Origin of the sequence: Novosphingobium sp. 9U (assembly GCF_902506425.1) — a bacterium.
GTDB lineage: Bacteria > Pseudomonadota > Alphaproteobacteria > Sphingomonadales > Sphingomonadaceae > Novosphingobium.
Map to the genome: position 1 here is coordinate 1 of NZ_LR732509.1, position 26,717 is coordinate 26,717.

21 protein-coding genes and 1 pseudogene are annotated in these 26,717 nt (G+C 57.5%); 14 read left to right on the plus strand and 8 right to left on the minus strand.

All coding sequences use genetic code 11. The features are described 5' to 3' along the window. Positions 1 to 328, minus strand: a pseudogene (locus GV044_RS19190) (transposase); the annotation flags it as partial. Positions 329 to 597: 269 nt separating this feature from the next. Here GV044_RS19190 and GV044_RS19195 point away from each other — a divergent pair. From GV044_RS19195 to GV044_RS19205, 3 genes are all read left to right on the plus strand, one after another. Continuing rightward, a complete protein-coding gene (locus tag GV044_RS19195; RefSeq protein WP_159873936.1) occupies positions 598 to 1,746 on the plus strand; it encodes an acyltransferase family protein in 1,149 nt (382 codons plus the stop codon). A gap of 95 nt (positions 1,747 to 1,841) precedes the next feature. Continuing rightward, positions 1,842 to 3,878 (plus strand): acyltransferase family protein, encoded by a 2,037-nt coding sequence (locus tag GV044_RS19200; RefSeq protein ID WP_159873938.1) that lies wholly within the window; start codon positions 1,842 to 1,844, stop codon positions 3,876 to 3,878. Between the two features lie 58 nt (positions 3,879 to 3,936). Further along, positions 3,937 to 4,935: a glycosyltransferase gene (locus GV044_RS19205; protein WP_159873940.1), complete on the plus strand. Its 999-nt coding sequence runs from the start codon at positions 3,937 to 3,939 to the stop codon at positions 4,933 to 4,935. Positions 4,936 to 4,972: 37 nt separating this feature from the next. Here GV044_RS19205 and GV044_RS19210 read toward each other — a convergent pair whose 3' ends face one another. The 6 genes from GV044_RS19210 to GV044_RS19235 form a co-directional block, all read right to left on the minus strand. After that, the gene (locus GV044_RS19210; protein ID WP_159873942.1) at positions 4,973 to 5,848 is read right to left on the minus strand and encodes a hypothetical protein; all 876 of its coding nucleotides are present in this window, start codon (positions 5,846 to 5,848) and stop codon (positions 4,973 to 4,975) included. Then, on the minus strand, positions 5,845 to 7,194 hold the full coding sequence (locus tag GV044_RS19215; protein ID WP_159873944.1) for a GNVR domain-containing protein: 1,350 nt from the start codon (positions 7,192 to 7,194) through the stop codon (positions 5,845 to 5,847). The genes GV044_RS19210 and GV044_RS19215 overlap by 4 nt, the downstream gene beginning before the upstream one ends. Further along, the gene (locus GV044_RS19220) at positions 7,191 to 8,546 is read right to left on the minus strand and encodes an ATP-binding protein (protein WP_159873946.1); all 1,356 of its coding nucleotides are present in this window, start codon (positions 8,544 to 8,546) and stop codon (positions 7,191 to 7,193) included. Before GV044_RS19220 ends, GV044_RS19215 begins: the two co-directional genes overlap by 4 nt. Before the next feature lie 83 nt (positions 8,547 to 8,629). Beyond that, positions 8,630 to 9,763: a polysaccharide biosynthesis protein GumK gene (locus GV044_RS19225; RefSeq protein ID WP_159873948.1), complete on the minus strand. Its 1,134-nt coding sequence runs from the start codon at positions 9,761 to 9,763 to the stop codon at positions 8,630 to 8,632. Beyond that, positions 9,760 to 10,854, minus strand: coding sequence for a glycosyltransferase family 4 protein (locus tag GV044_RS19230; protein WP_159873950.1), 1,095 nt, complete (start codon positions 10,852 to 10,854; stop codon positions 9,760 to 9,762). Before GV044_RS19230 ends, GV044_RS19225 begins: the two co-directional genes overlap by 4 nt. A 4-nt stretch (positions 10,855 to 10,858) precedes the next feature. Next, the gene (locus tag GV044_RS19235; protein WP_159873952.1) at positions 10,859 to 11,860 is read right to left on the minus strand and encodes an NAD(P)-dependent oxidoreductase; all 1,002 of its coding nucleotides are present in this window, start codon (positions 11,858 to 11,860) and stop codon (positions 10,859 to 10,861) included. A 262-nt stretch (positions 11,861 to 12,122) separates the two neighbouring features. On the opposite strand from GV044_RS19235, the gene GV044_RS19240 reads away from it, so the two are divergent. The 9 genes from GV044_RS19240 to GV044_RS19280 all read left to right on the plus strand — a co-directional run bounded on the left by GV044_RS19240 (position 12,123) and on the right by GV044_RS19280 (position 23,706). Continuing rightward, positions 12,123 to 13,037 carry a glycosyltransferase family 2 protein gene (locus tag GV044_RS19240; protein ID WP_159873954.1) on the plus strand — a complete coding sequence of 305 codons (915 nt, stop codon included), beginning with the start codon at positions 12,123 to 12,125 and terminating at the stop codon, positions 13,035 to 13,037. Positions 13,038 to 13,098: 61 nt separating this feature from the next. After that, positions 13,099 to 14,295, plus strand: coding sequence for an outer membrane beta-barrel protein (locus GV044_RS19245; protein ID WP_159873956.1), 1,197 nt, complete (start codon positions 13,099 to 13,101; stop codon positions 14,293 to 14,295). Between the two features lie 41 nt (positions 14,296 to 14,336). Further along, positions 14,337 to 15,086: a polysaccharide biosynthesis/export family protein gene (locus tag GV044_RS19250; RefSeq protein WP_236555112.1), complete on the plus strand. Its 750-nt coding sequence runs from the start codon at positions 14,337 to 14,339 to the stop codon at positions 15,084 to 15,086. 167 nt (positions 15,087 to 15,253) lie between these two features. Next, the gene (gene murB, locus GV044_RS19255) at positions 15,254 to 16,261 is read left to right on the plus strand and encodes a UDP-N-acetylmuramate dehydrogenase (protein ID WP_256377305.1); all 1,008 of its coding nucleotides are present in this window, start codon (positions 15,254 to 15,256) and stop codon (positions 16,259 to 16,261) included. A 55-nt stretch (positions 16,262 to 16,316) separates the two neighbouring features. Beyond that, positions 16,317 to 17,615: a UDP-N-acetylglucosamine 1-carboxyvinyltransferase gene (locus GV044_RS19260; RefSeq protein ID WP_159873962.1), complete on the plus strand. Its 1,299-nt coding sequence runs from the start codon at positions 16,317 to 16,319 to the stop codon at positions 17,613 to 17,615. Beyond that, on the plus strand, positions 17,587 to 19,443 hold the full coding sequence (locus GV044_RS19265; protein WP_159873964.1) for a type I secretion system permease/ATPase: 1,857 nt from the start codon (positions 17,587 to 17,589) through the stop codon (positions 19,441 to 19,443). The genes GV044_RS19260 and GV044_RS19265 overlap by 29 nt, the downstream gene beginning before the upstream one ends. After that, complete coding sequence (locus GV044_RS19270) at positions 19,440 to 20,816, plus strand: HlyD family type I secretion periplasmic adaptor subunit (RefSeq protein ID WP_159873966.1); 1,377 nt, start codon at positions 19,440 to 19,442, stop codon at positions 20,814 to 20,816. The genes GV044_RS19265 and GV044_RS19270 overlap by 4 nt, the downstream gene beginning before the upstream one ends. A gap of 383 nt (positions 20,817 to 21,199) precedes the next feature. Continuing rightward, positions 21,200 to 22,045: an endonuclease/exonuclease/phosphatase family protein gene (locus GV044_RS19275; protein ID WP_159873968.1), complete on the plus strand. Its 846-nt coding sequence runs from the start codon at positions 21,200 to 21,202 to the stop codon at positions 22,043 to 22,045. A 23-nt stretch (positions 22,046 to 22,068) separates the two neighbouring features. Continuing rightward, on the plus strand, positions 22,069 to 23,706 hold the full coding sequence (locus tag GV044_RS19280) for a TolC family outer membrane protein (RefSeq protein ID WP_159873970.1): 1,638 nt from the start codon (positions 22,069 to 22,071) through the stop codon (positions 23,704 to 23,706). Positions 23,707 to 24,103: 397 nt separating this feature from the next. Here the strand turns inward: GV044_RS19280 and GV044_RS19285 are convergent, their stop codons facing one another. Next, positions 24,104 to 24,619 carry a J domain-containing protein gene (locus tag GV044_RS19285; RefSeq protein ID WP_159873972.1) on the minus strand — a complete coding sequence of 172 codons (516 nt, stop codon included), beginning with the start codon at positions 24,617 to 24,619 and terminating at the stop codon, positions 24,104 to 24,106. Positions 24,620 to 24,651: 32 nt separating this feature from the next. On the opposite strand from GV044_RS19285, the gene GV044_RS19290 reads away from it, so the two are divergent. Both GV044_RS19290 and GV044_RS19295 read left to right on the plus strand, forming a co-directional pair. Beyond that, entirely contained in the window at positions 24,652 to 25,521 is an 870-nt protein-coding gene (locus GV044_RS19290; RefSeq protein WP_159873974.1) for a WecB/TagA/CpsF family glycosyltransferase, read from the plus strand. Between the two features lie 78 nt (positions 25,522 to 25,599). After that, positions 25,600 to 26,717 (plus strand): cellulase family glycosylhydrolase (locus GV044_RS19295; RefSeq protein WP_159873976.1); only part of this gene is annotated, 1,118 nt, incomplete at its 3' end.

Sequence of the window (26,717 nt, forward strand, 5' to 3'; positions counted from 1 at the left end):
GTCGATCGCCTTGGCAGTCACCAAACGCTCCCGGAAAAGCCACACCTTGGTTGCATCCGGCACCGTCGTCCAGGCCAAGACCCAGGAAACGCTGCAACGAGAGCCGGTCCTTGATCCGGAACCCGGTTGCATCGTCTGACAGCGAGTAGAGCGCCTGGAGCACCGGAATTTAAAACACCAGCACTGGGTCGAACGGCGAGCGTCCTTTGCCGCGAGGGCTACGACGCAGCGCGGCGACCAACGGTCCGCGGAAAAACTCGAAGTCGACCAACCCTGCCAATAACTCCAGCGAATCTCCTGCAGCGCTCAGCGCGTCGTGTCGGTCCAAGGGATGGAAACCACGCTGTCATGCCATCAGCGCCTCCGCTGTCGCGCCGACGCAGTGAATCAGCCCAAGCCGCTAGGCGCCAGCGGTCTTTTGAGGCGTCCAGTTGGCGCTACGAATCTGTGCTCTGAAGAGACAGATGATTGCACTGGCAGCAATATAAGCACTTGCGGCATGACCGTACCGGCCATAACCACCGCAATGCGGAACGAGCCCGTAACCAAGTTACGAGCTTCAGGGTATGTCATGTACAACGGACAGGATGGGCCATCATGGTCGGTAAGACCGAGCGGATCCTTTACCTCGACTCCTTACGCGCGTTCATCATGAGCATGGGCGTGATCCTTCACGCCGGCATGTTTGATCGATTTTGGTTCTCAAACTTTATCAGCGATGCATCGGGCCTGTTCCGGATGAAGCTGTTCGTGTTCATAGCCGGTTTTTTTGCGGTGATGCTCCACGATCGACGCGGTATGACCGCATTACGTAGGGAACGAATTGTTCGATTTGGGCTACCTTGCCTCCTTTTTATTCTGCTGGTGAATCCGATTGCCAATTTCTACATGTACCGCTATCTAGTCGCGCCAATTGGCTTGGGCGAGTTTTTCTCAGCCGATTTCACTTGGCCTTCTGACACTCCCGACCGGATTAATTGGCACCAGCACCTCTGGTTTCTTATTGTCGTTCTGGTCTATTGCTTGGCACTGCCACTGTTCCTCCGAGTAGCGCAGTGGCGGCCAATAGTCGCTGCGGCAGAATGGGTTGGGGGAGCAAAGGGGAGTGGACAAGGCAGGCTGCTTGCACTCGCGGTAGCCATGACAATGCTGCTCCTGGCGGGACGCACGCTCCACCACGTGCTATTTTACCGATTTCTTGCCGAGGGTCCGCTCAACTTTGTAGTCCAGGCTACATTGTGGTACTCAAGCTACTTCCTCCTTGGTATCCTCGCTTTTCGGCATCGCGGCTTGTTCCAAGCCATGCATCGGGCGCCCATTTGGCAACTCCTACTCGCCGCAACGGTACTTACAATCTCTGTACTGATATATCCTACGATAAGAACGTTTGGGAAAGCACCCGCTGAGCTTGTACAGCATATCGGTGATGGCTTCGCCGGCTTCTACATCAGTGTGGTCATGTTGATGATATTCTCACGGTATCTCAACATAGACAGCAAAGTGATCCGCTTTCTTTCTGACGCATCCTATACTGTATATTTGTTCCATTTCAGCTTAATCGCCGTTTTGGGCTGGTATATATATCTTCTTGATCTCGGCCCCTTGATGACCTACGTCATTACGATACTAGTGGTGTTTATCGCTTGTATAGCAATCCACTACGTTATCGTGGACCGGGGACCTTTGCCGCGACTGATTTTCAATGGCAAACTACCTCGTCGTGCAGAGGTTAACGCGCCGCGCTAAGCAATGGATTGTTCAGCCAAGCAAAGGCTTTGGCTGCACGTATCAGAGGCATTCTGTGATCGGCCGTAATGCCGATGCTGAGCGAAGGATCGCATATGAGCGACATTGCGAGATCCGCCACTTCAAGCAAGGGTGATCGCGCGACTAAGCCCCGACGGCAAGACATCCAGGGCTTGCGTGCAATCGGCGCGCTGCTTGTCGCTACTTTCCACATTTGGGTCGGCCGCGTGTCCGGCGGGGTGGACGTATTTTTTGTGGTGTCCGGCTTCCTACTCGTCGGATCGCTCGACCGCGAGTATCACGAAACGGGCGGCATAGACCTGCCCGCCTTTCTGTCTCGATTGGCCAAGCGCCTGCTACCGTCGTCCCTGTTCGTAGTGCTGATAATTCTGGTCACCGCGCCCTTGTGGATGCCACAGGTTGGATGGAGTCCGCTGACCTCGCACGCTATCGCGTCGACGCTGTACCTGGAGAACTGGCTTCTAGCCCGCTCGTCCGTCGATTATCTCGCGCGCGACGAGGTGGCGAGCCCTTTCCAGCATTACTGGGCAATGTCAGCTCAAGTGCAGAGCTTAGTCGTAATTGGCGCATTGATGTCACTGTTAGGCTTAGTTTTGCGTCGCACAACGCTGGATAGAAAAATAGCGTCACGCACGTTCCTTGCCGTGCTGATGAGCGTATCGCTCGCTTACTCAGTGTATGCGACTGCAGCCAACCAGCCACTCGCCTACTTCAATACATTTGCGCGACTCTGGGAATTCGCCATGGGCGGTCTGGTGGCAACGACTTTGCCGCGCTTGCATCTCTCTGAGCTCATACGGTTGATCGGGGGATGGGTCGGCCTGTTTTTGATTGTAAGCTGTGGCGTGCTGCTACAAGTGTCTACTGTGTTCCCTGGATATGCCGCATTGTGGCCGACCGGGGGTGCTGCTCTAGTACTGCTATGCGGAAGCGGCAAACACCCGGCCAATGTTGGCCGCTTTTTGTCGCTCTCGCCGCTTACCTGGCTGGGCGATATCTCCTATGCGCTCTATTTGTGGCACTGGCCGCTGCTGATTGCCTACTTAACCTGCAGCTACCACACGGTTGCACCCGTGGGAGCCGGCTTCGGTGTTCTCGGTCTCTCGGTGGTGCTAGCCTGGGCCACAACACGATTCGTTGAGAGGCCGTTTGGCAAGTTTCGCGATGCGCATATCTGGCGCAGCCTTGCTGTAGCAGGGGCATCTGCGGGCTTACTGGTAGGGGGTGCGGCAGCAGGACGTGTCTATCTCCGCATGGCGGCTCCCGCAGATCGCCTTTCTAAGCCCGACCCATTACTCTATCCTGGTGCTGCCGTGTTCGATCGGGGCTATGCAGCGACGGTAGGCAGTGTTCCGGTTAAGCCGGGGCCTTTGTGGATGCAAAAAGATATCTCGCCGCTATATGCGCGGGGTTGTCATGAGGCACTCGAAGGGGACAAATTGCGTAGTTGCAGCTACGGCAACCCTTCCGCCCCGCACGTGTTAGCCGTTGTCGGCGGATCGCACAGCGCACACTGGATTTCGGCGCTTCAGATTGCCCTGAAAGGCACGAGCTGGCGCATGGTCACTTTCACCAAAAGCGGTTGCCTCCTGCGTTCATTTGAGATCTCGGACACATCCTCTTGCTCCCGCTGGAATGCCAAGCTGATGAAGCGACTAGTTGAAATTCGGCCGGATGTCGTATTCACCCTAGCTACCCATGGTAACAATGGCGCAAAAGAACGTGTACCGCAGATTTTTGTGGACAGCTGGCGGACCCTTGTAGCGAATGGCATTGCCGTGGCGGCGATCCGCGACAATCCCTGGTTTGATTTTGTCGTTCCCGAGTGCATTCAAATCAACGGACCAAACAGCGAGCGTTGCCGCGAGACGCGAGCTGCGGCCCTTGCGTCCGATCCACTAGCAGCTGGACCACCATTCAGTCATGTCTATTATCTGGATCTAACCAATTACATCTGTACTAGCACATTTTGCCCGACAGTTGCCGGAAATGTTGTGATGTACAGTGACAAGCATCATATCACTAACACGTACATGCGCACACTTGCGCCGTATCTGGCCCGCCAGCTGCAACCGATCCTTGTAGCAGAAGGAACTTCTAAAAGCGAGTAGAGACCAGCTCCTCCCCGGCGTTAGAGCGCGCGCAATTTAACTAAATGGTTACACGAAGATGTCTGACACCAAAATAGATGCTGGCATGCCTCTGGTCTCTGTGGTGAGCGCCTTCTACAATCGCTCCGGCGAGGTCGCGGCATCGATCGGAAGCTTACTCTCGCAGACCTACTCCAATCTAGAAATCGTAGTGGTCGATGATGGTTCGCGCGACGGCACTGCCGACGCCCTGCGTGCCCTCAATCATCCGGGCATGACCATTATCAGCCGCCCTAATCGGGGGTTTGTTGCATCCATGAACGATGCGATCGCGGCAAGCAAAGGCGAGATCGTCGCAGTTCATGGCTCGGGCGACCTGTCCTTGCCCGAACGGATCTCCCGCCAAGTAGCGGTTCTATGCGAGCGGCCTGAAGTTGGCGTAGTAGGGTGCTGGGTCGAGAACGATGAGGCTGATGGTAGCGGAACGCGGATCTACAAAGCGCCCACACAGCTGCCGTTCCATCAGACCTTGCTTGAACGCAATTTGTTCACCCATGGCGAGACGATGTTCCGCCGCAAACTGTACGACCAAGTTGGCGGCTATCGAGAGTTCTTTCGCTTTGCGCAAGACCGGGATCTGTGGCTGCGTATCTCACGCTTGGCTGATTACGCCATCGTTCCTGAAGTGCTTTACCGTCGCTACAAGCCGAAAGGTGGGATTAGTACCGATCCTGAAAAGATGGTTCTCCAGGCCTACCTTTCGGATTTCGCTGTGCAATGTGCCAAACTCGTGGATGCAGGAGACCAAGATCCGATAGAGCGGCATGGTTATCTCGCCGGGTTCCTGCGCAAGCGTACAGCGAGTTTCGCCCGGAAGCTCGCTTGGTACGGTGCAAAGCTAATGGTGGCGGGTGACATTGAACGGGGCTGGGCAGTGATTGGCCGAGCTCGGCAAGAGCATACAACAAGGCAGGTCACCATGATTCATGCGCTTGCGGCAACTCACCGCCATCCATTTTTATGGGAGCAAGTCGGGCGCCCCGCCTTGGCACGCCGCCTAGCCAATTTCCGGCAATAACGCCTCGGCATCTGCAGACGCGTCAATGCTTTAACTTCTATCGTGCAAGTACACTGCCGAGCACAGGAACCTCGCTACGTTGCAGCGCATCAAGGAGGGCGCGCAGTGAGGCCAATGGCGTCTGATTGCGCTCCGCTACCATCACTGCGCCATCGCTCCCCCGCGCCAGCGCAGCAATGACGTCCGCCGGCTGCTCGCCCACGTCAATGATTGCAAAGGCGTAATCACTTGATAGGGCGCGCAATTGCGCCACAAGCGAAACCCGCTCAACAGTCTCACTGAGTGCCGAGATCTCAGGTCCCGTCGCCATCAAGTCAAGATTAGGGATCGGTGTTTCAACCACTGGCAAGTCGCGTCCTGACCCGCCGGCGAGCAACGATGTGACTCCAAAGTCATTGTCTATGCCAAACAGCACATGCTGTGTGGGTGCAGGGAAGTTAGCGTCCACGAGTAGGCCGCGCACTCCAAGCTGCGCGACCAACACAGCCATGTTTGCGGCGATCCCCGCTGTATCCTCGGTACCAACCCCAGCCAATACCAGGATTCGCGCTGGCCTGCCGCGAAGCTCCTCGGCATTGAATAGCATTGAACGTAGCGCCCGCAGCTTCAGTACAAGCGGATCAGCGGGATCATAGGCTGCAACTATGGCAGGGCTAACCCCACTTGCGTCAGGATCAATCAAGCCGGAGGACTGGTGTGCAGTAACCGCGCGGCTCGTCGTCTCGGGTGAAACAAGCCCCAAATCCACCACCGCCTCGGCGAAGCTCGCCCCAGTGCGTTGGCGATAACCGTCGATCTGCTCGAGATGTTCAGGCGAGAGCGCTCCCGTCTCGATCAGGGTTGCGGCAAGTGGTTCGGCGGAAACGGACGTGCTCTGCGCCGCCTGTGCACCGGATTGCGAACGCAGCTTCATTCGGCGCTTCCTAGAACGGCGAAACGTTTACCGAGATCGGCCAGCACGGGCAGCCCTGTATAGGCTTCCAGCCCCGCTGTGCTCCGAACATGTGGCGAGAACCATTCTAGCACAAACGCAATGCCGAGACCCAGTAGAAGTCCGCTAAGAAGGCCAAGCAGCAGCCGCAGCGACACGTTAGGGCTGGACGGCAACGTCGGGGCAACGGCGCGGTCAAGGAGGCTGACGTTGGTAATTGGGATTTCGCTCTGCAATCGGACCTCGTTTAGACGATTTGTAACGGCATCGTACGCGGCACGGGCGCTGTCCACGTCGCGCTGCAGCACCGACATTTGATCCTGGGCACCTGAAAGACGCAGGACACGTTCACGCTGAGCGCCGACCAATTGTTGGAGTGTGCTAAGGCGGGCATTGGCTGCAGCGCTGTCTGTCTGGACCGCAGCAATTGCCGTACTCACCGCCTGACTACGCCGGGCGTTCAATTCGCCAAGTTCCGCTTGGGCAGCGACTACTAGAGGGTGCCGCGATCCCAACGTCTGGCGCAACTGCTGGAGCTCGGCCGACTTCGTCGCGATCTGCCCATCCAATCCTTGCACAACTGAAGACTGCTGGGCGTTTGAAGATTGTCCAACGTTGCTACCTGCACGCGCACGCGCCTGGGCCACATCACCTTGCGCTGCCGTCAACTGTTGCGACAGCGAGGCGAGTTGTGCTTGCTCGATGTCGAAGCGCCCTGCGCCGATCAGCCCACGCGCCTGCTGGAAGCTAGTCAGTCGCGCCTGCGCGCCTTCTAATCGACGCCGAGCATCGCCGATCTGACTTTCGAACCATTGCGAATAGACGCGCGCAGGGTCAATTCGGAGTTGCAGCTGGGTCTGCACATAGGCTTCCGCAAAAGCCGTGGCGAGACTAGCGGCTTGTTCCGGATCACTGCTGACATAGTTCACGGCTAGCACATTGGTGTTGCGGGTCGGCAGGACTTGTAGCGGCGCTGCCAATCGCCGTCCGAGCCATTCGTCGAACGGGAGCGAAGTTCGAGCGGATTGCCGGTAGCTTTCGACCAAATCCGGCCTCTGCTCAAGCTTCAGATTACGAACCACACGCTGTGCAACATAGGTGCTACGAATGATATCCGCTTGAGTGCCAATCGCGGATTTCCCGCCACCAGTGCCTTTGTTGCTGACTGGGTCAGCCTGCGAGCTATCAAAAAGCAACGTGGCAGCAGCTGTGTACTGACGCGGCGATGTCCACGTCCATATGACAATCCCTGCAAGCATGGTAAGCGTCACCAGGCCGATGAGCTGCCAGCGAGAGCGTAGCGCGAGCAGGTAATCCCATCCCATCATTGCATTGTACCTTCGGGAGCTAGGGTGTCATGCTGGGAAGTCAGTCGCGCAGCGGCAGACATCGCCAGTAGGAATTGCGGCGCAAGCACATCTTCGAAGACTAGGCACATTTCGTTATCCTGAAGGCGCGCAAGCGCAGGCGTCAGTGCCGAAACCAGCGCCTCCGCCGCGACTTCTTCAGCATCGATGATACGCAAAACTTCGTTGACGTCGTTAATAGTGAATTCGAGCTTGGTCGCGGCGAGCCGGGCCACCTCTTCTATAGCCCGAGCGGAAAAATCCGAACGTGTGACGAGGGTCTCGAAAAGTGCATGATCCCGCGCGTTAGTGCCGCGCCAAATCGCGAGGGCGCGGCTCGATCCCGATAGCACGGCATGCTCATCCGCGTAACGGCGGTCATGCTCAATCGCGTGGAGGCACGTGTGTAGACTGAACAGGCGCATGTGGTAGGGTGACCCACATACCAACCAACGCAGCAGTGACAGAGCCGGAGAAAGAACTGTAAGCCCGATTGCTCGACTAGTGGTATCGATGAAGCTCTCCACCTCCCCATCATCGAGTGGCGACAAGCCAACTGGCACAAGATGGCGGCGCACGGAGGCATGAACGTCGATTAGCTCGGCAACATCGCTCGAGATGCCGACGCAGACAATTCGCGCCCGCGCGCGCATGTCGGAAAGTAGCTTGACCAAGAGCGCGAGTTGCGCCTTGGTCTCGGCATCCAGTCGATCAAATTCGTCTAAGATTAGGATGAGGTCATCGCGGCTCGCGCGTACCAGCAGGGAAGCAAATGCCCGAGGGGTTGGCAGATCCCTTAAAGCGGCTACTGCATCAGCGAAATCGTCTTCCGTCATGCCGAATGTACTAGCGTCCAGGTCATCAAGATAGGGGAGCACCAAGTCCCCAAAGCCGCTACCCCCTGCACACGACTGATACAGCACGGTGGCTCCCCTCTGGTCGGCCAGGTCCCCGAACACACGAACTAGTGAGGTTTTGCCGCTGCCGCGTGGACCAAAGATCACAGCGTGCATACCGCTATCGATGACAGACGTGCAAAGCAGATCTAGCTCGCGAGCGCGGCCAAACAGGTCACGTGGATTCTCGACTGGTTGGTTCGCGCCAAACAGCCGGATAGCAAGCGCGCGGCTGCGCTCTGCAATCCGTGTGTCGCGCTGCCGATCGACCGTTGCTGATAGGGGCGCAGAAGCCGACCGGCTAGGCATAGCCGCGGCGCTGGCGGCAAGCGCAAGAGGATCGGGCAGACGCTTCTGCCGACGGCCAACGCCTTGCAACCAAGCGCGTATCTGCTGAGCCAAAGCGGCCAGCCCTTCCTTACGTCGTCTTCTGGTCACTTAACCTCCACCTGCAGCTGTCGTCTTCGCACAGTCGGTATGATCTTACCAAGCGATATGCGTAGCTCCATTTGCAGTGTTCATCATGCCGCGTTCAGTCGAGTGTCGGCGTATGCTTCTGGGTGAAGCAGCCGTTGCCCGATTTCGGCCCAAGTTGGAAATCTGCGCGGCGCAACAGTACCGGATCGGGACAGCGCTGCCCCGAACGCCGCACGCATGGATCCGGTATCACCCACACGATAGCCAAAGCGAGAGGATACGGTGCCAGCAGCGAAATCGGGGCACGCAGCTGGCAGGCCCAAATATTCGTACTGGGCGAGCTTGAGACTTGATTCTGAGAGATATTCCACACCAGGCGCAAACTTATAGGGGGCCAATCCCACCGCAGCGTGTTGCACAAAAGGTAGGGTAGCGCGAAATGGCATTTCATCGTGGATCGTGACGTTGGCAGGCGCCTCGAACTGATGCCCACAGCCGATAACATGAAACTGCACGTCGGGAAACGCAGGTGCAACTTCGCGGAAGAAGCTAGGGTCGAACAGCATGGAGCCTACCGATACCGCAGCACGTACGCCATCTGGATAAGGACTTCTGCCGATATTTGTGAAATCACTAGGCTCAATACCAAAGCCAATGCGCCGCAACCGCTGAGGGCCTGCCCAGGCGAAATCGTCCGCCATCAAGGACGAGCGCAGGCTGACATGCTCGATTAACCCCGCATCCTTAACCAGTCGTCGTCGAACGAAGGGGTGAGCGCCCACTGTGTCGAGACGATCGGTAGCGTAGTAGATAATTTGCGCTCGGGCATTTAGCCGACGAATGCGGCGAAGCAGGATCGCCGCGACGCTGGCCTCAACCACCACATAGTCCGCTTCTGCGAACAATCGGTCGACGTCCCGATTGGGTAATGCGGCATAAAGCGGAAATAGGAGCTCCATCACCTTGTCAGTAATCGGGGAGCCTGTTGCGAAGGGATGGAATGCGGTGCGCCAAAGATAGCAGCGGATACCGTCTACAGTCTCGATCCTGTTTGCGCGATCCCACAGGAACAGCCGCGAATCGCCCTTCCGTTTCGACAGGTGGCTAAAGCGAGTGGATATGAATGACACATCGTATCCCGATTGCGCCAGCGCGTTGGCGAGCGGGTGAATGCTCGCTCGCTTGGCGGTGCGATAATCGTGATAAGCGGACAGGAAAACGATGCGCTCGGTTGTCATCTGTGCTTGCCCGTCAGGTCTGCCGCGGTACCGCCTGCCGCCGCGCGCTTATACAATGCAAGCATGTCTTCTGCCCGCTCTTCCCAGGTAAAGGCATGGCGCAGCGCCGCCACAGACGCATCAGATACCGTCACATCGCGCGAAGCTGCAAGCAAGGGCGCCAGCGCGGAGATATCGCCCACGTCATAGGTTGTCTCAACCTCAGCCACACTCGTGATTGCAAGATTCCCGGGAATCCGTGTGCACACGATTGGTACCCGTGCGATCAGCATCTCTAGAAGCACAGTGGGCAAGCCCTCCTGCTCAGAGGCCAGCACGAATACATCGCTGTCCGCGACCATCGCGGCCACCCCTGCATCGTCCACAAAGCCGTGAAACGTCACGCGATCTTTGACACCAGTGGACTGTGCCAGCGCTTCTAGCTCCTCACGCTGGTCACCACGACCAACGATGTGAAAATGGGCGTTTACGAGTTCCGGCCGGCCGAGTGCGCGGATGACATCGCCGACCCTCTTCACTGGATCGAGCCGACCGATAGTGATGATTGCAGGCGCCCCGGCGAGCGTACCGGGACCGGGCCGAGATGGCGGAGCTGCAAGGTCGCCACCCAATACACAGTTAGGGATGATAATGGTACGTTTTGCTGAGATCCCGCGGTCCTTCAGCCAGCCATACCAAGCGTCCGTCAGCAGGACGGTCCCTGCACCTTTCTCGAACAAAAACTTCTCGGCTGTGCGATCCCATACTGCCTTGAACGCAGCATTGGCTGACGAATGCGCACCGTAAAACGCATGTGGGGTATATACAAAGGGCTTACCCTGCAGCTTGGCATGCAACGCTCCGGCAACCGCGTACTTCGAACGTGCGCCATGGACATGGATCACGTCGGCCCAAGCGATATGCGATCGCAACTGGGTGGCTGACGCGTGGAACGATTTGTAGGGCGTCTCCACGATCTCAGGGTGAAGTGAGGCAACTTTGACCTCGTGCCCGCTGCCGGTAAGCGCGCGGGCCAAGCCGTGAATGTGGCGTGCTGTGCCACCGCCACCTTTGAGCGGCTCAAAGTCCTTGTGAACCTGAAGAATGCGCATGGTCTCAGGCCGCCTGCGTCACGCCATTCGTCGCGTAACCTAGGTCGCGCATGATTGCGACCAGCGCGTCCCGCGCCGTCCAAGCTGGCTGCCAACCGGTGCGCGCAGAAAGCTTAGAGGGATCGCCCAGCTGCTGAAGACGATCGATCTTGCGGAAGCGTGAGGGATCGCTTTCGATCTGGACCTGCTTGCCCATGATATCGCCCATGAGCTTGACTAGCTCAGCCACGTTAAGCTCGCGCCCTGTCGATAGATTGAAGATGTCGCGTGCCTCGCCCTCCAGAACATGGCCAAGCACCGCGACAAAACCCGCAGCAACGTCGTCGACATATATATAGTCGCGCTTGGGTGCAGTGTTGCCCAGCTGGATCACTGGCTGGTCGTCCCCCGCAGCGATCTGCTGGAGAATGTCCGGGATCAGGTGGCCGTTGGGATCGCCTGAACCGATGGTGTTGAACAGCCGTACGGCATGCGCACGCGATCCGGTGCGATCAGCCCATCCACCAATCTGGTATTCATTAGTCAGCTTAGTGATAGAATAAACGTCAGTGGCGCCGGTGCCGGTGGTTGCCTCGTTCAGAGGCCCTTCGTCCCAGCGATAAACCGCGCCACTCGACGCCATCACCAGGTTGCGGCACTCAGCCGCTTCCATAGCTTCAAGCAGCGACTGAGTGCCCATGATATTGACCTCCATCGCCAGGTGCGGCTCGCGCTCGCAGGTGGGAATGTGATGCACAGCGGCCAGATGCAGCACCGCATCTGGACAATACTCGGCTAGTGCCGCCTTCATCCCCTCGCGATCGCGGATATCAGCATGAATCGGCGTCACACTCTCTGTCTGCTTTGGGAGGGGTAGCCCGACATACCCACTGTCCAGTGCTACCACATGACAACCGAGATCGGCGAGCAGCGCGACTGCCCTTGACCCAATGAAGCCAGCCCCGCCGGTTACTAGAACCCGGTTAAAAGGAGGGCGCTCAGGCCGGAAACTCACTGGATCGATCAACGTGCAATCTCCTGATAGCCGTCCACAACGAGCATTCCCTTTGTGGCGGGTCGGTGAAACTCCTCTGCCCCTGCGTTATTGAGCCGACGTTTAGCCTAGGCCCGTTTCGAACAAGGGCCCGGTCCTGAAAACGGCCTGGCCTGCTCTCGCATAAGCGGAAGCAGTTTTTATTTCGTTGCGTTTTGTGCTGCTACAATCTGTTTCCTCAACCTTGTAGGGTGCACATCAGGGTTGGTAAAGCACGGCATAAGAGGACAAGCGCATGACAATGGGGACGATTGGCGGTCTTGGTGCTGCTTACCCGCTCATTTCCGTCATCATTCCAGTCTACAACGACACGAAGCGCCTCATATTGTGCTTGGAACGACTGAAACGGCAGACCCTTTCCAAGCTCACTGAGGTTATCATAGTGGACAATGGCTCCACTGAGGATCTGGAGCCTGCTCGACAACGCTTCCCTGACGCGGTTTGGCTAACCGAAGCGATGCCGGGCTCCTATGCTGCGCGAAATCGGGGGATTGCGGTAGCGCAGGGCCAAATTCTAGCTTTTACCGATTCCGACTGCCTGCCAGAACCTCAATGGCTCGAGCACGGCATAGCACCACTCATGACTGACAAACCGCCAAGTTTCGTGGGTGGTCGGATCGACCTGCTGACCACCAGCAATGCACGGCTAAGTGCGGCTGAGCTGTTTGATTTGGCTGTGGGCTTTCCACAACAGCGCTTTGTGGAGCAGGTGCATTTTGCAATGACGGCCAACATGCTGACGCGAGCGGAAACGATGACACGGGTCGGCCCTTTCGCCATCTCCATGAAATCGGGCGGCGACCGAGAATGGGGCACTCGGGCCTGGAAAATAATCGGCCCGGGCCTTTACGTTGATGATGCAGGTATTGGCCATCCCACACGCTCGACGCGCCCTGAGGTATTGAAGCGTATTCGCCGCGTTGCCGGTGGCGAATATGATCGCAAACCGGGATGGGGAGCGGCCCTCGCCTTTTGCGCACGACACCTACCGCCGCCTCGTCGGGCCTTTCTGGACATTGCCGCTATCAGCCCAGAAACCGCGCCGCTTATGACAAAGTTGAGAGCCATGGTCTTTGCCTACGGCACTCGTTTTTCCCTGATGCGGTATCGTCTTGCTCTACAGTTCGGAGGGGAATCCACCCGGTCATGATCGCTTTACGCATCGAGTGCCATAACCTAAACGAGCGCAGGAATGGAAGCGGGGCGGAAGATTGGCCAAGAAGGCTGTGATAGAAATGACACGGGCAAGCCTGATTACATGCTGTGCTGGCGCGTCGCTCATGACTGTGTCTGTACACGCGCAGGAGAACCGCGTCAGCGTGGGAGCGCGCGTTGTAACAGTCTATGATAGTAACCAGCTACGGTTTGGGGATCAGCGGGTGGACGGCCCAAAAGACAACACGTCGATCGCCCCGGGAGCGACCATTGACATCAATCGTAACTTTGCGCGGCAGCGTGTGTATTTACAGGGCGCAGCGGAGTACGTGTTTAACAGCCGCTATCGCTTCCTAAACCGCGAGAGCCTGAACTTCACGGGAGGAGCTCAGCTACGTTTCGGTCCTCGCTGCCAGATCAATCCGTCGGCGGCGCTTTTTCGTGCCCAGTCCGACCTAGAGGATCTGGGCGTCGTAACTAGCAATGTGGTGACCATTCAAGATTATTCCATCAGCGCCAGTTGCTCCCGGCCGGCCGGGTTCTTCCCTGTAGTGTCCGGCTCGATCCAGCGAACGGATAACGCCCGTCGGACTGAGCGCAACCAGACTAGCAAAGAAGGTAGGCTTGGCATTGTATGGCGCAGGCCAAGTCTGGGCGAAGCGGAACTGTTTGCACAGGTTGTTGAGATCCGAAGAAATCGGCTCCTAGCTGCTCAAACTGACTTCGTCCGAGACACCACCAATGTTAAAACATTGGGGCTCCGCCTCGCCCGCAGTGTCGGCACCCGCATTGCGACGGAGGTGCAGGCTGCTTATACTCACGCCGATCCAGCTCCAGGCATCCGTGGCTATTCCGGTGCTACCTATCGTGGCCAAGTGACATACGATATCGCGCCCCGCCTGGGCATTTCTGCAAACCTGGGTCGTGCGCTCAGCGGTCGGGGGAATCTCGGTACCAGCTACTACGTTAGTGACAGTGCCGAGTTGAAGATCCGCGCGAAGTTATCAGCGAAGACGTCGGCCGGTGCCGGTATCGAAGCCGCCAAAATCCAGTTTCGGGGCGAAGACCCTATTTTTACGGCTAACAGGCGCGGAACCGATTATCGATACACAGTAAGCGGTAATGTCAGCTATGATCTAGCGCGCACGATTGGCCTGAACCTTGCGTCTCGGTACCGGCATCGCGATGCAAACAATGGCATCTTCGATTACTCAAGCTTCGCCACTACTGTGACTGCCTCGATCAAGTTCTAGCTACGGAGAAGATCGCGATGAACGCGTTAAAGAGAGTCGGCGTGATCGCCGCGCTGATCGTCGCAGTGCCTTATGCTGCGACTGCACAGACCGGCGAAGCTGGGTATCGGCTTGGCGCTGAGGACCAGATCGAAGTGCAAATTTATGGTACCGGCGGGGTTACTGTCCGGACCCGGATAAAGTCGGACGGATCAATTACCCTGCCCCTCGTCGGTCGGGTCCAAGCCGCTGACCAGACCACCCAAGCCTTAGCTGCGAACATCACCGCGGCACTAAAGCGTGGCGACGTCATAAGGGATCCAATCGTCAACGTTGAGATCGCAACCTATGCAAGCCGGATGGTGACCATGCTGGGCGAATTCGGCTCACCGGGCCTGCTCCCGCTCGACCGCCCGCTGTCGCTAACGGAGATGGTAGCGCGCGTTGGAGGCTTGCGTAATGGGGCGTCTGACACCGTGCTGCTGCGACACGCCAGCGGCAGTACCGAGCAGCATAACCTAGCGGCCATTGCTAAGGGCGAAGCCCGCGACGTGGCGCTTCAGTCAGGCGACGCGGTTTACGCCATGGGTGCACCGCAATATTACATTTATGGTCAAATTGGCAACGCCGGTCTTTACGCTATTCTGCCACAAATGACGGTGCGCCAAGCACTAGCCCGCGCCGGGGGGCCAACATTGGCCGGCTCGGAGCGCAAAATTACTTTGTATCGCGACGGCAAGGAGCAGGATGCGGAATTAACCGCACTGGTCCAGCCCAACGACGTACTGTTCGTACGCGAGCGCGTGTTCTAATTTTGGAGCATGGCCCCACCTTCTCGACGTTGTGGGCAGCAATGGTCGATCGCGCCATCTCAGGAGGACGATCCGCCTGTACAAAATAGTAGCTGCGGCGCTACAAGGGCTGCAAGGGCTACATGGAGCAGGCTGGAGTGGACGCCAAAAGCAGCACGCAGGGAGCGATGCGGTCTGTAGCGGCTGTGCGATCAACGGCGGACGCCCTACAGACAGTGCTACCGCCGCATGCGCTCACCTTTGACCTTCCTTTAGCAACGCTAGGCCGGTGGCGCATCGGCGGACCGGCTGACGTAGTAGCATCTCCCGAGAGCATCGAAATGCTACGCGAGGTTATGGCGATAATCACTAGAACCGGCGTTCCGCATGTAATTGTCGGTGACGGCTCCAACCTTCTTTATGATGATGCCGGCTTCCGCGGCGTGGTCGTGCGCATCGGCCGGGCGTTTGGTGGCTTTGCTCTTGACGAGGACGGTGTGGTGAACGCAGGCGCCGGGTCTTGGGTGCCGTGCTTTGTTCGACAGGTTATCGATGCCGGCTTGGCAGGTGCTACGCACGCAATTGGTATTCCTGGTACGCTCGGTGGCCTCCTCACGATGAATGGGGGCAGCCAACGTCGCGGCATAGGTGAGAACGTCCTATCGGTAGACGTCTTGGAGCGTGACGGCTCATTGGTTCGCATTGAGCAAGCCGATCTTGACTATCGCTATCGGCAGTCTGCACTTCAGACCCGGGCTGCCGTCGTGCTTTCCGCCCGCTTTCATTTCGCTTTGGCTGATCGTCATACGTTACGCCAAGAGGCGATTTCCATTCTAGCCGCGCGCCGTGCAAAGTTCCCGCGAGTGCGTGCGAATTGTGGCTCCGTGTTTGTTAGCGACCCCGCACTCTACAACCTGATCGGTCCTCCTGGCATGGCAATCGAGAAAGCCGGACTGAAGGGATTCTCTATCGGAGGCGCGCAATTTTCTCCCGACCATGCCAATTTCATTGTTAATAATGGCGGCGCGCGCTCACAGGATGTGCTGGAACTGATTGCGTTGGCCCGCTCACGGGTGCAGGCGCTAACCGGGATTGCCATGGACGCCGAAGTTCGCCATCTCGCCCCGGATGGTACGCTGCGTCCTGCTCACGAGGTTGGACATAACCTTACGTCCAAGGCTACGTTATATTCATAAGTATCAGCCAAAAGGTGCCGCGATGACTCCTGCTGCCACTTCCCTCGCCTCGGTGATGAGCAAGAACACCGGGGCGGACCGTGAGCAACTTGAAGCCCGGTACTTAGAAATCGAAGCGTCCAGGCTAGTGGGCGAGGTCCGTATCAGCGGCGCTAAAAACAGCGTTTTGCGACTGCTCGCCGCTTCCTTGCTCACCCCTGAAACGGTCACTCTTCACAACTACCCTGCCGAGCTGCTGGACGCAGTTGTTCATGTCGGAATGCTGGAGGCGCTAGGGAAGCGCTGCACTGTTTCAAACGGCACACTGACCATTGCGGAGGACAAGACACCACCGAGCGATCTTGAGTGGAACGGTCGTTCTATTCGTAACACTCTGTTGATTTTAGGTGCGCTCGTAGCGCGGACCGGGGCTGGCAGCGTTCCCATGCCGGGTGGCTGCAATCTTGGCGACCGCAAGACCGATCTGCATGAATTGGTTCTGACGAGGCTCGGCGCAAAAGTATGGTACGAGGGCGAGCGGTTGTTCGCAGAAGCGCCAAACGGCTTAACAGGAACCGATATCGTGCTGCCGATGCGTTCTACCGGTGCGACCGAAAACGCGCTGATCGCCGCCAGCCTTGCGCGTGGAACAACCCGTTTGTGGAACCCACACATTCGCCCGGAGATCCTCGACCTTGCCCGTTTCCTTGAAGCGATGGGTGCGAAGGTGAGCGTCTTTGGGCAAGAATCGATTGAAATCACCGGAATTGAACAGCTTGACGGTATCGTCCACCGCGTGATGCCGGACAACATGGAGGCGATGACATGGCTGATCGGCTCGGTTATAACTGGCGGTGATGTTGAAATCCATGATTTCCCTGCTCAAGACCTAGAAGTGCCTCTGATCTTCCTGCGCGAAAGCGGTGCCAAGGTGTTCCTGTCGGGCAGTACCGCAATTGTTCGTTCAGGGCGACCTTATCCCATCGAGATTTCTACCGGCCCCTACCCCGGCATCAATTCGGACATGCAGCCGCTATTTGCAGCAATGGGCGCATGTGCCCGCGGAGAGTCACGTATTGTCGACCTGCGGTTTGCCGGTCGCTACGATTACCTACAGGAATTTGCGAGAATGGGCGTCAACAGTGAGGTTCGCGGCGACACCGCCTACATCCACGGAGGAGGGCAGCAAGGTGGAACGATCCGCGGCGCTGAGGTAAGGGCACTGGACCTGCGTGCAGGCGCAGCGCTGTCGCTGCTTGGAATGGTCGCCGACGGTTGCACGCGCATTGCTGATGCGTGGCAGATCGAACGTGGTTATAATCAGTTTCTCGCTAAGGCACGAGGCCTTGGCGCGGAAATGCGGTACGGTAGGTAACATCTTGGGGAACGCTTTCGGACGCCAGACGGCATTCACCACGGCGGACCAGTTCCAGCCTACAAATCCGCTGCGCGCTGCCCTTCAGGCCTCACGGCGCCATTTCATCTTTGCCGGTGCGTTTTCCGGTCTGATCAATATCCTCTATCTTGTGCCCTCGATCTTCATGCTCCAGGTTTATGACCGGGTAGTTCCGACGCGAGGCACAACGACGCTGGTTGTTCTTTCCGTCATCTTAGCAGTGTCGCTGATCGTTTTTGCTATACTGGACGCTGTACGCATGCGCCTGCTGCTCAGGGCAAGCGTACGATTGGAGAAGATGGCGGCAGCCAATATTCTCCACCGTATCTTGGGTGCTAACGGTGCTACGCCTTTCCAGCGTGCACAGGCAATGCGCGACTTCGACACTTTGCGCGGCACGCTCACCGGACCGGCTATCGTTGCGTTGTTTGATGCGCCTTGGGCACCAATCTACATCATTATCTCGTATTTGCTGCATCCGCTCATTGGGCTGCTGGCACTATTAAGCTCGCTGCTGCTGATCGGACTGGCGGTTTGGAGCGACGTAGCGACCAAGAAGCAGCTTGATCAGACCGGCAAGCATTCCTCTGCCTCTTACCGTAGTCAGGACTATTCCATTGGCGCATCCGAAGTCGCTCGTGCGCTGGGGATGCGGAATGCCTTGGTGACCCGCCACCTAGTGGAGCGTGCAGATCTTGTTCGCCAGCAAGGTCAAATTGCTTCCACCTCGGGCGGTTTTCTAGCGGTCACCAAGTTTTTAAGAATGCTGCTTCAGTCGATGGCTCTGGCGTTGGGGGCATACTTAGCGATCAATCAAGAGATTTCCGCCGGAGCGATCTTTGCCGCCTCATTGATCTTGGGCCGTGCTCTGCAGCCGGTCGAGCAAATTCTAAACGCGATGAAGAACGTGATGGGCGCACAGAATGCTTACAAGGGCTTGGACACATTCTGTCGCTTGCCCGACGTCACCGTCGCGCCCACCGCGCTGCCTGAGCCCAAAGGCAAGCTTGAAGCGGAGAACATAGTGGTACGGGCACCAGGTAGTGACCGGGTACTGCTTCATAATCTGAGTTTCACGATCAACCCAGGCGAGATTGTCGCGCTGGTCGGGCCTAGCGGTGCCGGCAAGTCGACTCTGCTCCGAGTCTTAGCCGGCGCGCTCGAGCCAGATGAAGGTGAAGTGCGGATCGACGGGGCACGCCTAGATGATTGGGATCGCGAAGAATTGGGCCGGCACCTCGGCTACATGCCACAAACTCCAACGCTGTTCCCTACGACCGTTCACGGGAATATCTCGCGCTTTCGGGCCTTCACGGACAATCCCAGCACCGAACTAGACCGCGAGGTGGTGGCCGCGGCACAGCTAGCGGGTGCGCACGAACTGATCCTGCGCTTTTCTCAAGGCTATGATACACAACTGACAGTTCGTGAGGGAGGCGGGTTATCATCGGGGCAGCGCCAAGTGGTTGCGCTGGCAAGGGCGCTGTTCGGCCAGCCTAATATCCTTTTCCTTGATGAACCTAATGCCCACCTGGACATAAGCGGGGAAGCGCGTTTGCTCCAGACGCTGACCGAACTGCGTGCGCGCGGAGCGACGGTGATTGTATCTACTCATCGCACCGGACTGCTGCAGGCAGTGGACAAGATCATGGTGTTGCGCGACGGCGCGATCCAAGTCTTCGACGAGCGATCCAAGGTAGTCCGTTTCGAGACAGCCGAACCGTCGCGCGGGGAAAAGGTACCTAGTCAGCAACATCCAGGCGAGCTTGGTAACGATCGCCCAAAGTCTGAGGAAACAAGCGCGTGAGCGGCGAGATTGTGCAACGTTCACAAGAGATCATACCGGCACCGCTAACCATCGGCGAACGGTTGAAGCTCGATGACTCTCCCAAAACAACAATTTGGGTCGGCGTTGCAGTTGCAGTGCTGTTCTTCGTAGTTTTGCTGGGCTGGGCCGCGATCGCGCGGCTTGATGCCGCTGCTGGCGGTGAGGGTCAGGTTGCGGTGTCAGGAAACCGACAGACTGTCCAACACCGCGATGGTGGCATCATCCAACAGCTTGATGTGCGTGAGGGACAGCATGTTCAGGCTGGTCAGATCTTAATTCGCCTTCAGGGCGCAGAGGTCGCCGCAACCGAGCGAGCTTTGGCGGGCAGCGTGATCGACCTTCAAGCACAGCGAGCCCGACTGGAAGCCGATATTCGCGGCACCCCTATTGCTTGGCCGGCTTCTTTTGCAGCGGCAACGGGTGATGACAGGGCGCTGGTTGAGCGTGCAAAGCAGCTTCAGATCGCGCAACGAGCCGCGCGCTCAAGCTCGCTTGCGGCCAACCGCGCAGTGCTACGCCAGCAGGAGGCTGAGGTGGCGAACGAAACCACAGGCTATTCTGCGCAGGCGCTGGCCTCCCGGGAGCAGCGGGCTTCGCTGCAGCAACAACTCGAAAGCACACGCAAGCTGGCGGATGAAGGCTATGTATCGCGTAACTCAGTTCGAGCAATCGAGCGGTCAATCCAGCAGCTCGAGGGCAGCAATGTTGAATATGCCTCACGCGCGGCAGCTAGTCGTGAGCAAGTGGGCCAAGCCCGACAGCAATCGATTGTAACGAGCCGGAAGTATGTGGAAGATAGTGCCACATTGCTTCGCGATACGCAGTTTCAGCTCAACGAAGTAATGCCAAAGTGGCTGGCGGCCAAGGACCAGCTGGAGCGCACGTTGATTCGTGCTCCGCTAGCAGGTCGTATAGTCGGCCTGCGGGTCTTTTCGAGAGGCGGCGTAATCCAGGCAGGGCAGCCGATTTTAGATATTGTTCCTGACGCCGCGCCTCTGGTGGTAAAGGCGAACTTCTCGCCTGGCGATATCGACGGCGTCTATGAGGGACGCCAAGCGGAGGTAAAATTCCTCTCGCTGCATGAGCGCGACCTACCGATCCTGCTCGGGACCGTGCGCAACGTATCGGCTGATGCATTGCTGGATGAGAAGTCGGGGCGCAGCTATTTCACCGCTGAAATTATCGTTTCAGAGTCGCAAATTGCGATGCTCAAAAAAATTCGTGGCGCCGACACTGGCATTCGTCCAGGTGTCCCCGTACAGGTTCTAGTTAAACTGCGGCCCCGCACGGCTCTCCAGTACATGCTCGACCCGCTGACAGAAGCCTTCTCGAGATCGCTGCACGAGCAATAACGGCCGCTGTTTGGGCTCGACCTCGTCAAAGCAAGCCGAGACAAATGTGCGGCAAAGACAGTGAGTGCCGATAAGTGTTGGCGCGGTGGGCACATCGTTCCCTTGGTCTTGGAAAACGGGTGGCGATATGAGGTCTTGGACCGAACTTCGGTTTCCCAGATCTTGCGTCAACCGGCAGGCAGATTGTCACCCTGCGTGATCGACGAGTTATCGTGGTATTTCAATCGATCAGCATTGGATGGCATGTGCATCAACATAGCGGCCTTCGATTGGCGCGGGCTGTGGCCACCATTATAGGGACTGCCGCTCTTCTCTTGGCCTTGGTACCGTGGGCAGGCGCCTGGGTAGTAGAGGTCGATTGGCTCGCGCCGGCTTGGCCACTGGTGTTTGCACTGACGATCGGGGCACTAGTGCTGTCCCGCGCACGCGGAGCCGGAGCGGTCACTGCTTCGATAGCGCTGGGGCTGTGCACTCTCACCGTCCTCGCCCAGCCCAGATCGGCAGCTAACCCACGTGAAGGTATTCGGCTGCGGGTGGTTACGCACAATGTTTGGACTGACAACGTCGATGCATCCGGCACCGCCGCAGTTCTAGAGCGATCCGGTGCCGATATACTTTTTCTACAAGAAACCGAAGGCCAGTTCGCTTCTGTACTTCCCGTGCTCGCGCGCACGTTTCCTTACTCCAGCGGTTGTAAGCATCGTTGCGCATTGATTATATTGTCTCGCTTCCCCATCGAAAGTACCAAGCTGCGACGAACCGACAGACCTTGGAGGCGGATCGATCCCGGAATGATGTTGGATGCCCGCATCCGTTTGCCTGGTAGCGTCGGCATTATTCCCGTGGTCACAGTTCACCTAGCGCGCGGACAGGCGCGCGGTGCCGACCTGCGTCAACGTGCCGAACTAGCCCAAGCACTAAAGCGAGCGGATGGGAATGCATCGATATTAGCCGGTGACTTCAACTTGGTTCCTTGGTCGGCACGAATGCGCATGCTTGATGCGGCGCTGGCACCGCTAGCGCGTGCAACCGCGGCCTTCTCATGGCCAGCTCGCTTCGAAAAACGTGACGTTCCCTTCCCTCTTGTTCCGATCGACCATGTCTACGCCGGGTCAGGATGGGCGCTGGAGTCCGTACGCCGGTTGGAGCGGACTGGCTCGGATCATTATCCGATTGCTGTTGATCTGATTTGGCAGGGTCAAAATGCTATGGTAACGAGCGCCCGTTAGCCGGCGGGAATGCCGGAGGGGGAATGGCGGCAATGCGCACCTTTGGAACGGCACCGATAGCCTGCGCGGCTATGCTGACTAGCGTAGCCTGGCCCGTGTTAGCGGCTGCTCCTGCAGAGCAGGTCCGCACGGCTAATCAGGTGGCGGCAGAAACGGTGGCGGCAACAGAGACGCTTGGCCAAGCGATTGCCGACGCATATAGAAACAACCCACAACTCGAGGCACAACGTGCTCAATTACGCGCGATCGACGAGCGCGTGATCCAAGCGGCGTCGCCTTATCGCCTGAACGCGGGTATCACAGGCACCTTCGCGTATGAAGAACAGCGTCAACGAGACATCTTTGATGAGTTTCAACGCGCGGAGAACCGCCGCATGGGCGTTACAATCAGCGCGTCACAGATCTTACTCAATGGTGGGCGAACCGCTGCGGCTGTCACAGAGGCAGAAGCGAACGTGCTTTCTGCGCGAGAACGTCTGCGAGAGCTGGAAAACTTTATCCTGCTCGAGGTGGTAAATGCTTATGCCTCCATTCGCCGTGATACTGCCTTGGTTGCCATCCAGCAGCGATCGGTCAACTCCTATTCACGTCAGGTTGAGCAAGCTCAGGCGCGGGAGCGCGGGGGGGACCTAACCCGCACCGACATCGCTCAAGCATCTGCGCAGCTCGAAATCGTACGCACACAACTTATCCAAGTGCAGGCCGACCTTCAGGCGAGCCGAGCGCGCTTTGCCGCGGTCGTGGGCCGCAATCCTGGTCCACTCGCGCCTGAACCGGCCCTACCTGGCGTCCCTGGTACGCTTGACCTTGCTTACGATGTCGCCTCCAGTGAGAGTCCGACCCTGTGGCAAGCAATCTTCAATGAGAGAGTGGCTAAAGCCCAAATTCGGGCGGAGCGGGCAGAGCGCAACCCGGTGCTTTCTGTATCTGGAAGCTATGGCTACATCAGCCCACGCAGCTACGCGACACGGGATCTGGCGGGCGCCGCCAGCGGTGTAGCAACTCTGACAATGCCAATATTGGCACAAGGTATCATTGGATCTCGCGTTCGCGCGGCCATCGCGGGTCAGCAACAAGCCGAGTTCCTTGTGGAAACAACGCGTCGCGCGGTGAATCAGCAAGTCTTGACGTCTTGGAACCAGGCCATAGCTTCCCAAGATCAGGTGCTCGCCGGAGAGCGGGGTGTCATCGCTGCCGAAGCTGCTCTCACGGGTGTGCGGCGCGGCTTTGCCGAAGGTTTCCGCTCCAACTTTGAAGTGCTCGACTCGGAGCAACGGCTGCTCAACGCGCAAGTCATTCTTGCTAACGCGGCTTATGCTCGCTATGTGAATCAGGCGAACTTGCTCGCCTATATTGGCCGGCTCCAAGCGTCGTTAGTCCTTCAGGACGCCCCTCGATATGACCCCGCTGTGAACCTGCGTAAGCAGCGGGCGAGACAATTCGGTCCGTTTCAAACCGTGCTTCAGCCGATTGATAAGCTGTCGGCCGCGATGGTCTCGGATCGTGGCCGTGAAGCTCAGGTGTTACCCGAGGCAACCGACGCCAGCGTAAAACCTGCTACTGGCTCAACAACGGATAGCTCATTGGGCACCATGCTACCGCTTGATCCTACCGGCCGCCCGCCTCTACCCGATGCAAAGGCGCTACCGCTCGGTCATTGAGGTGCGCGTTGCGGAACAGCCTTGCGCTGCTATATCCGGGCGATTGCCTAGCACTACTTCGGCATAAGTGTGTTTCTCGAGATCGCCCGCGCGTAATGCGTGGATATTAGGGCCCAGGTTCAGTGGAGCCTGGCAATTGACGAGGAGTGTTAGCTGGACCTGGAGCAATGGCTTCGTGACCAAACTGGTAACGCGCAGAGCCTATACCATCTGGCATTTACCTCATTATGCCGGGTGATCCTTCTCGTCAGCACGCTCAAGCTTGAGCGGACAGCACTTTGGCGCTACAATTATAGCAGGAAACAATCCCGCGTCTGGGCAAGCCTCAATTCAGCCTGCAACCTTGATTATCCTTGAGCAAGCTGAGGATCGGTGTTCCTACTATCGCTCCCAATCGCTAATTTGCCGCGACCTTAGTGCGTAAAAGAAGCTGATGGTTATAGGCGTAATTCGCTTCACCATTAGAAACGACCTTCTGGCGCGGCTTGGTTATTTCGGACGAAAGAGCGCCCAATTTTACCTCATCCATTTGTTCGATCGGAAATTCGGCTGCCAGGGCGGAGGCGACCGTGAGAGCCGCAACCGCTCCCCAGACTAGGGTCGCAAGCCGCTGTGCTGTTTGAAGTCGCCTCGGCCATCTCTGGCGGCGCTCGCCGACCCGGCGCTCATGCGCAGTATAAATCGGGGTGGTCAATGTCCCCTCCCTCCGCCGATCGTGGCCTATCCGACGGTCTGCCTGGGACAAGATGCGATAGGCTTGTATAATGGCCGCCGAACGATTGTGAGCTTCCGGAGAAGCTATGATATCGGGGTGCCATTTACGGATAAGGATTTTGAAGGCAGCGCGGATTTCCTGTTTCGATGCGCCGCGGCGGATCATTAAGACTGCGTAAGGATCAGAGCCGCTCTTCATAGAAACCTCGATGAGTATCAAGGAAACGTTTGATGCTCGCCACTTTCGCGACGGTTGAACTGTATCGTTACCGGCTTCCTAACCAAATATTGCTGTTCGCCCCTGTGGGGGTCACAAGACTCGGAGGCATCTCTGGAATGGACGAAAAAACATGCCTGATTGGACCAGTTTCTGTGTGCATCTTCGAGCGAGATGCCGCGCTCGCAACCATCGCAGGTATGATAGACTGCCCTGGATCAACGGGAGACGTAGAGCCGCGCGTCGTCGCGTTCTGCAATGCTCACACGGTCAATCTTGCTCGACGTGACCCGACCTTCGTGAGGGCCCTTGACCGCGCGTTGGTGCTCAACGATGGCGTAGGCGTCGATATCGCCCGCAAGCTGCTATACGGTTCGTCTTTCCCCGCTAACCTTCATGGTACTGACCTTACGTCTGATGTGTTGATGAGCGCGCCCAAACCCCTACGTATCTTCTTGCTTGGAAGTGCACCTGGCGTTGCTGACCGGGCGGGCAAAGTTTTGAATGACCGTTTCCCCCGCCACACCATCGTGGGAACCCGTGATGGCTTCTTCAACCTTAATGAGGGCTCAGCAGTGGCAACGGCGATTGCTGCGACCGAGGCTGATCTTGTGCTCGCAGGAATGGGTCAGCCAAGACAGGAAAAGTGGGCCTTCCAGTTTGGGGAACAAACTGGAGCACTGGTAATGTGTGTCGGGGCTTATCTGGATTTCACGGCCGGTGTGGTCCGGCGAGCGCCCCGTTGGGCGCAGCGAGTGCGACTGGAATGGCTTGTTCGATTGGCGCACGAGCCTCGGCGGCTCGCCGGCCGGTACCTAATCGGAAATGGGCGTTTCCTCGCGGAAATCGGCGGGGATTATTTACGTTTCCGTAAGACAAGTTGATCCCGCATTAGGCCTGACCCGCAACTCTTTATGATCTGAGTATTCGTTAAACACTGCTGGTAGGCTGCATGGTGCGGCATGTCAGGTGATAAAATGCTCGGCGTAAATCTCTCAGGCGCAGAATTCGGCGGCGATAACGATAGATATGGGTATGACTACAAGTATCCATCCTTAAGTGATTTAAATTTCTATGTAAGCCAGGGCATCACTCTATTTCGTTTACCTGTTAAGTGGGATCGGCTCCAACCTGAATTAGGCAAAGACTTAGATAAGGCAGAAGTTGGTCGGCTTCTTGCATTTCTCGATAATGCCGAACGAGTTGGCGCTAAGGTTATTGTGGATGTCCACAATTACGCGCGTTACGAAGGAAAGGTGATTGGGTCGAAGGAAGTACCCATAGAGACCTTTGCCGACTTCTGGACCAAGCTTGCCAAAGCGATCGGTGATAAGCCGGCAGTTTATGGTTACGACCTCATGAATGAGCCGCATGGCATGCCGACGAAGACGACATGGCCAGCAGCCGCGCAGGCGGCCACCGATGCAATTCGCGCACTCGGCGACACCCACACGATCTTTGTTGAAGGTGAAGGTTGGTCAGGCGCCTCCAACTGGGCGAGGGATAACCCATTTTTGAAGGTAAACGACCGGCTCGACAACATCGTCTACGAGGCCCATCTGTACTTCGATAAAAACGGGTCCGGGACATATCAGGGTAGCTACGATGCCGAAAAGGCCGATCTCGATCTCGGCGAGAAGCGTCTTCAGAGTTTTGTGTCGTGGCTGAAGGCTAACGATGCGAAAGGCTTCATCGGTGAGTTCGGCGTTCCTTCCGATGATCCCCGCTGGCAAGTAGTATTGGACAACTTCCTTCAGGTTATGAACCAATACGGGCTGTCCGGCACTTACTGGGGCGCCGGGTCCTGGTTCAACGGCTATAACGTTGGCCTGCTTGACAAGGCTGGCAAGTCGAAAGCGTCGCTGGAAACGTTGCTGGATCATGTCGCTGCTGGAAACATGGTGGGGGTCGGCTCTGAGCTTGAGAGCACTGCGGTGACGGTATCACCCAAGCCTGTGCAGAACACGGCGCCTGAGGCAAAGAGCGATGCGCTGACGATCGTTTCTGGTGAGACAGGCAACGGCAACGTCCTTGCGAATGACACTGACGCCAACAAGGACGCACTGACCGCGGCGCTCAA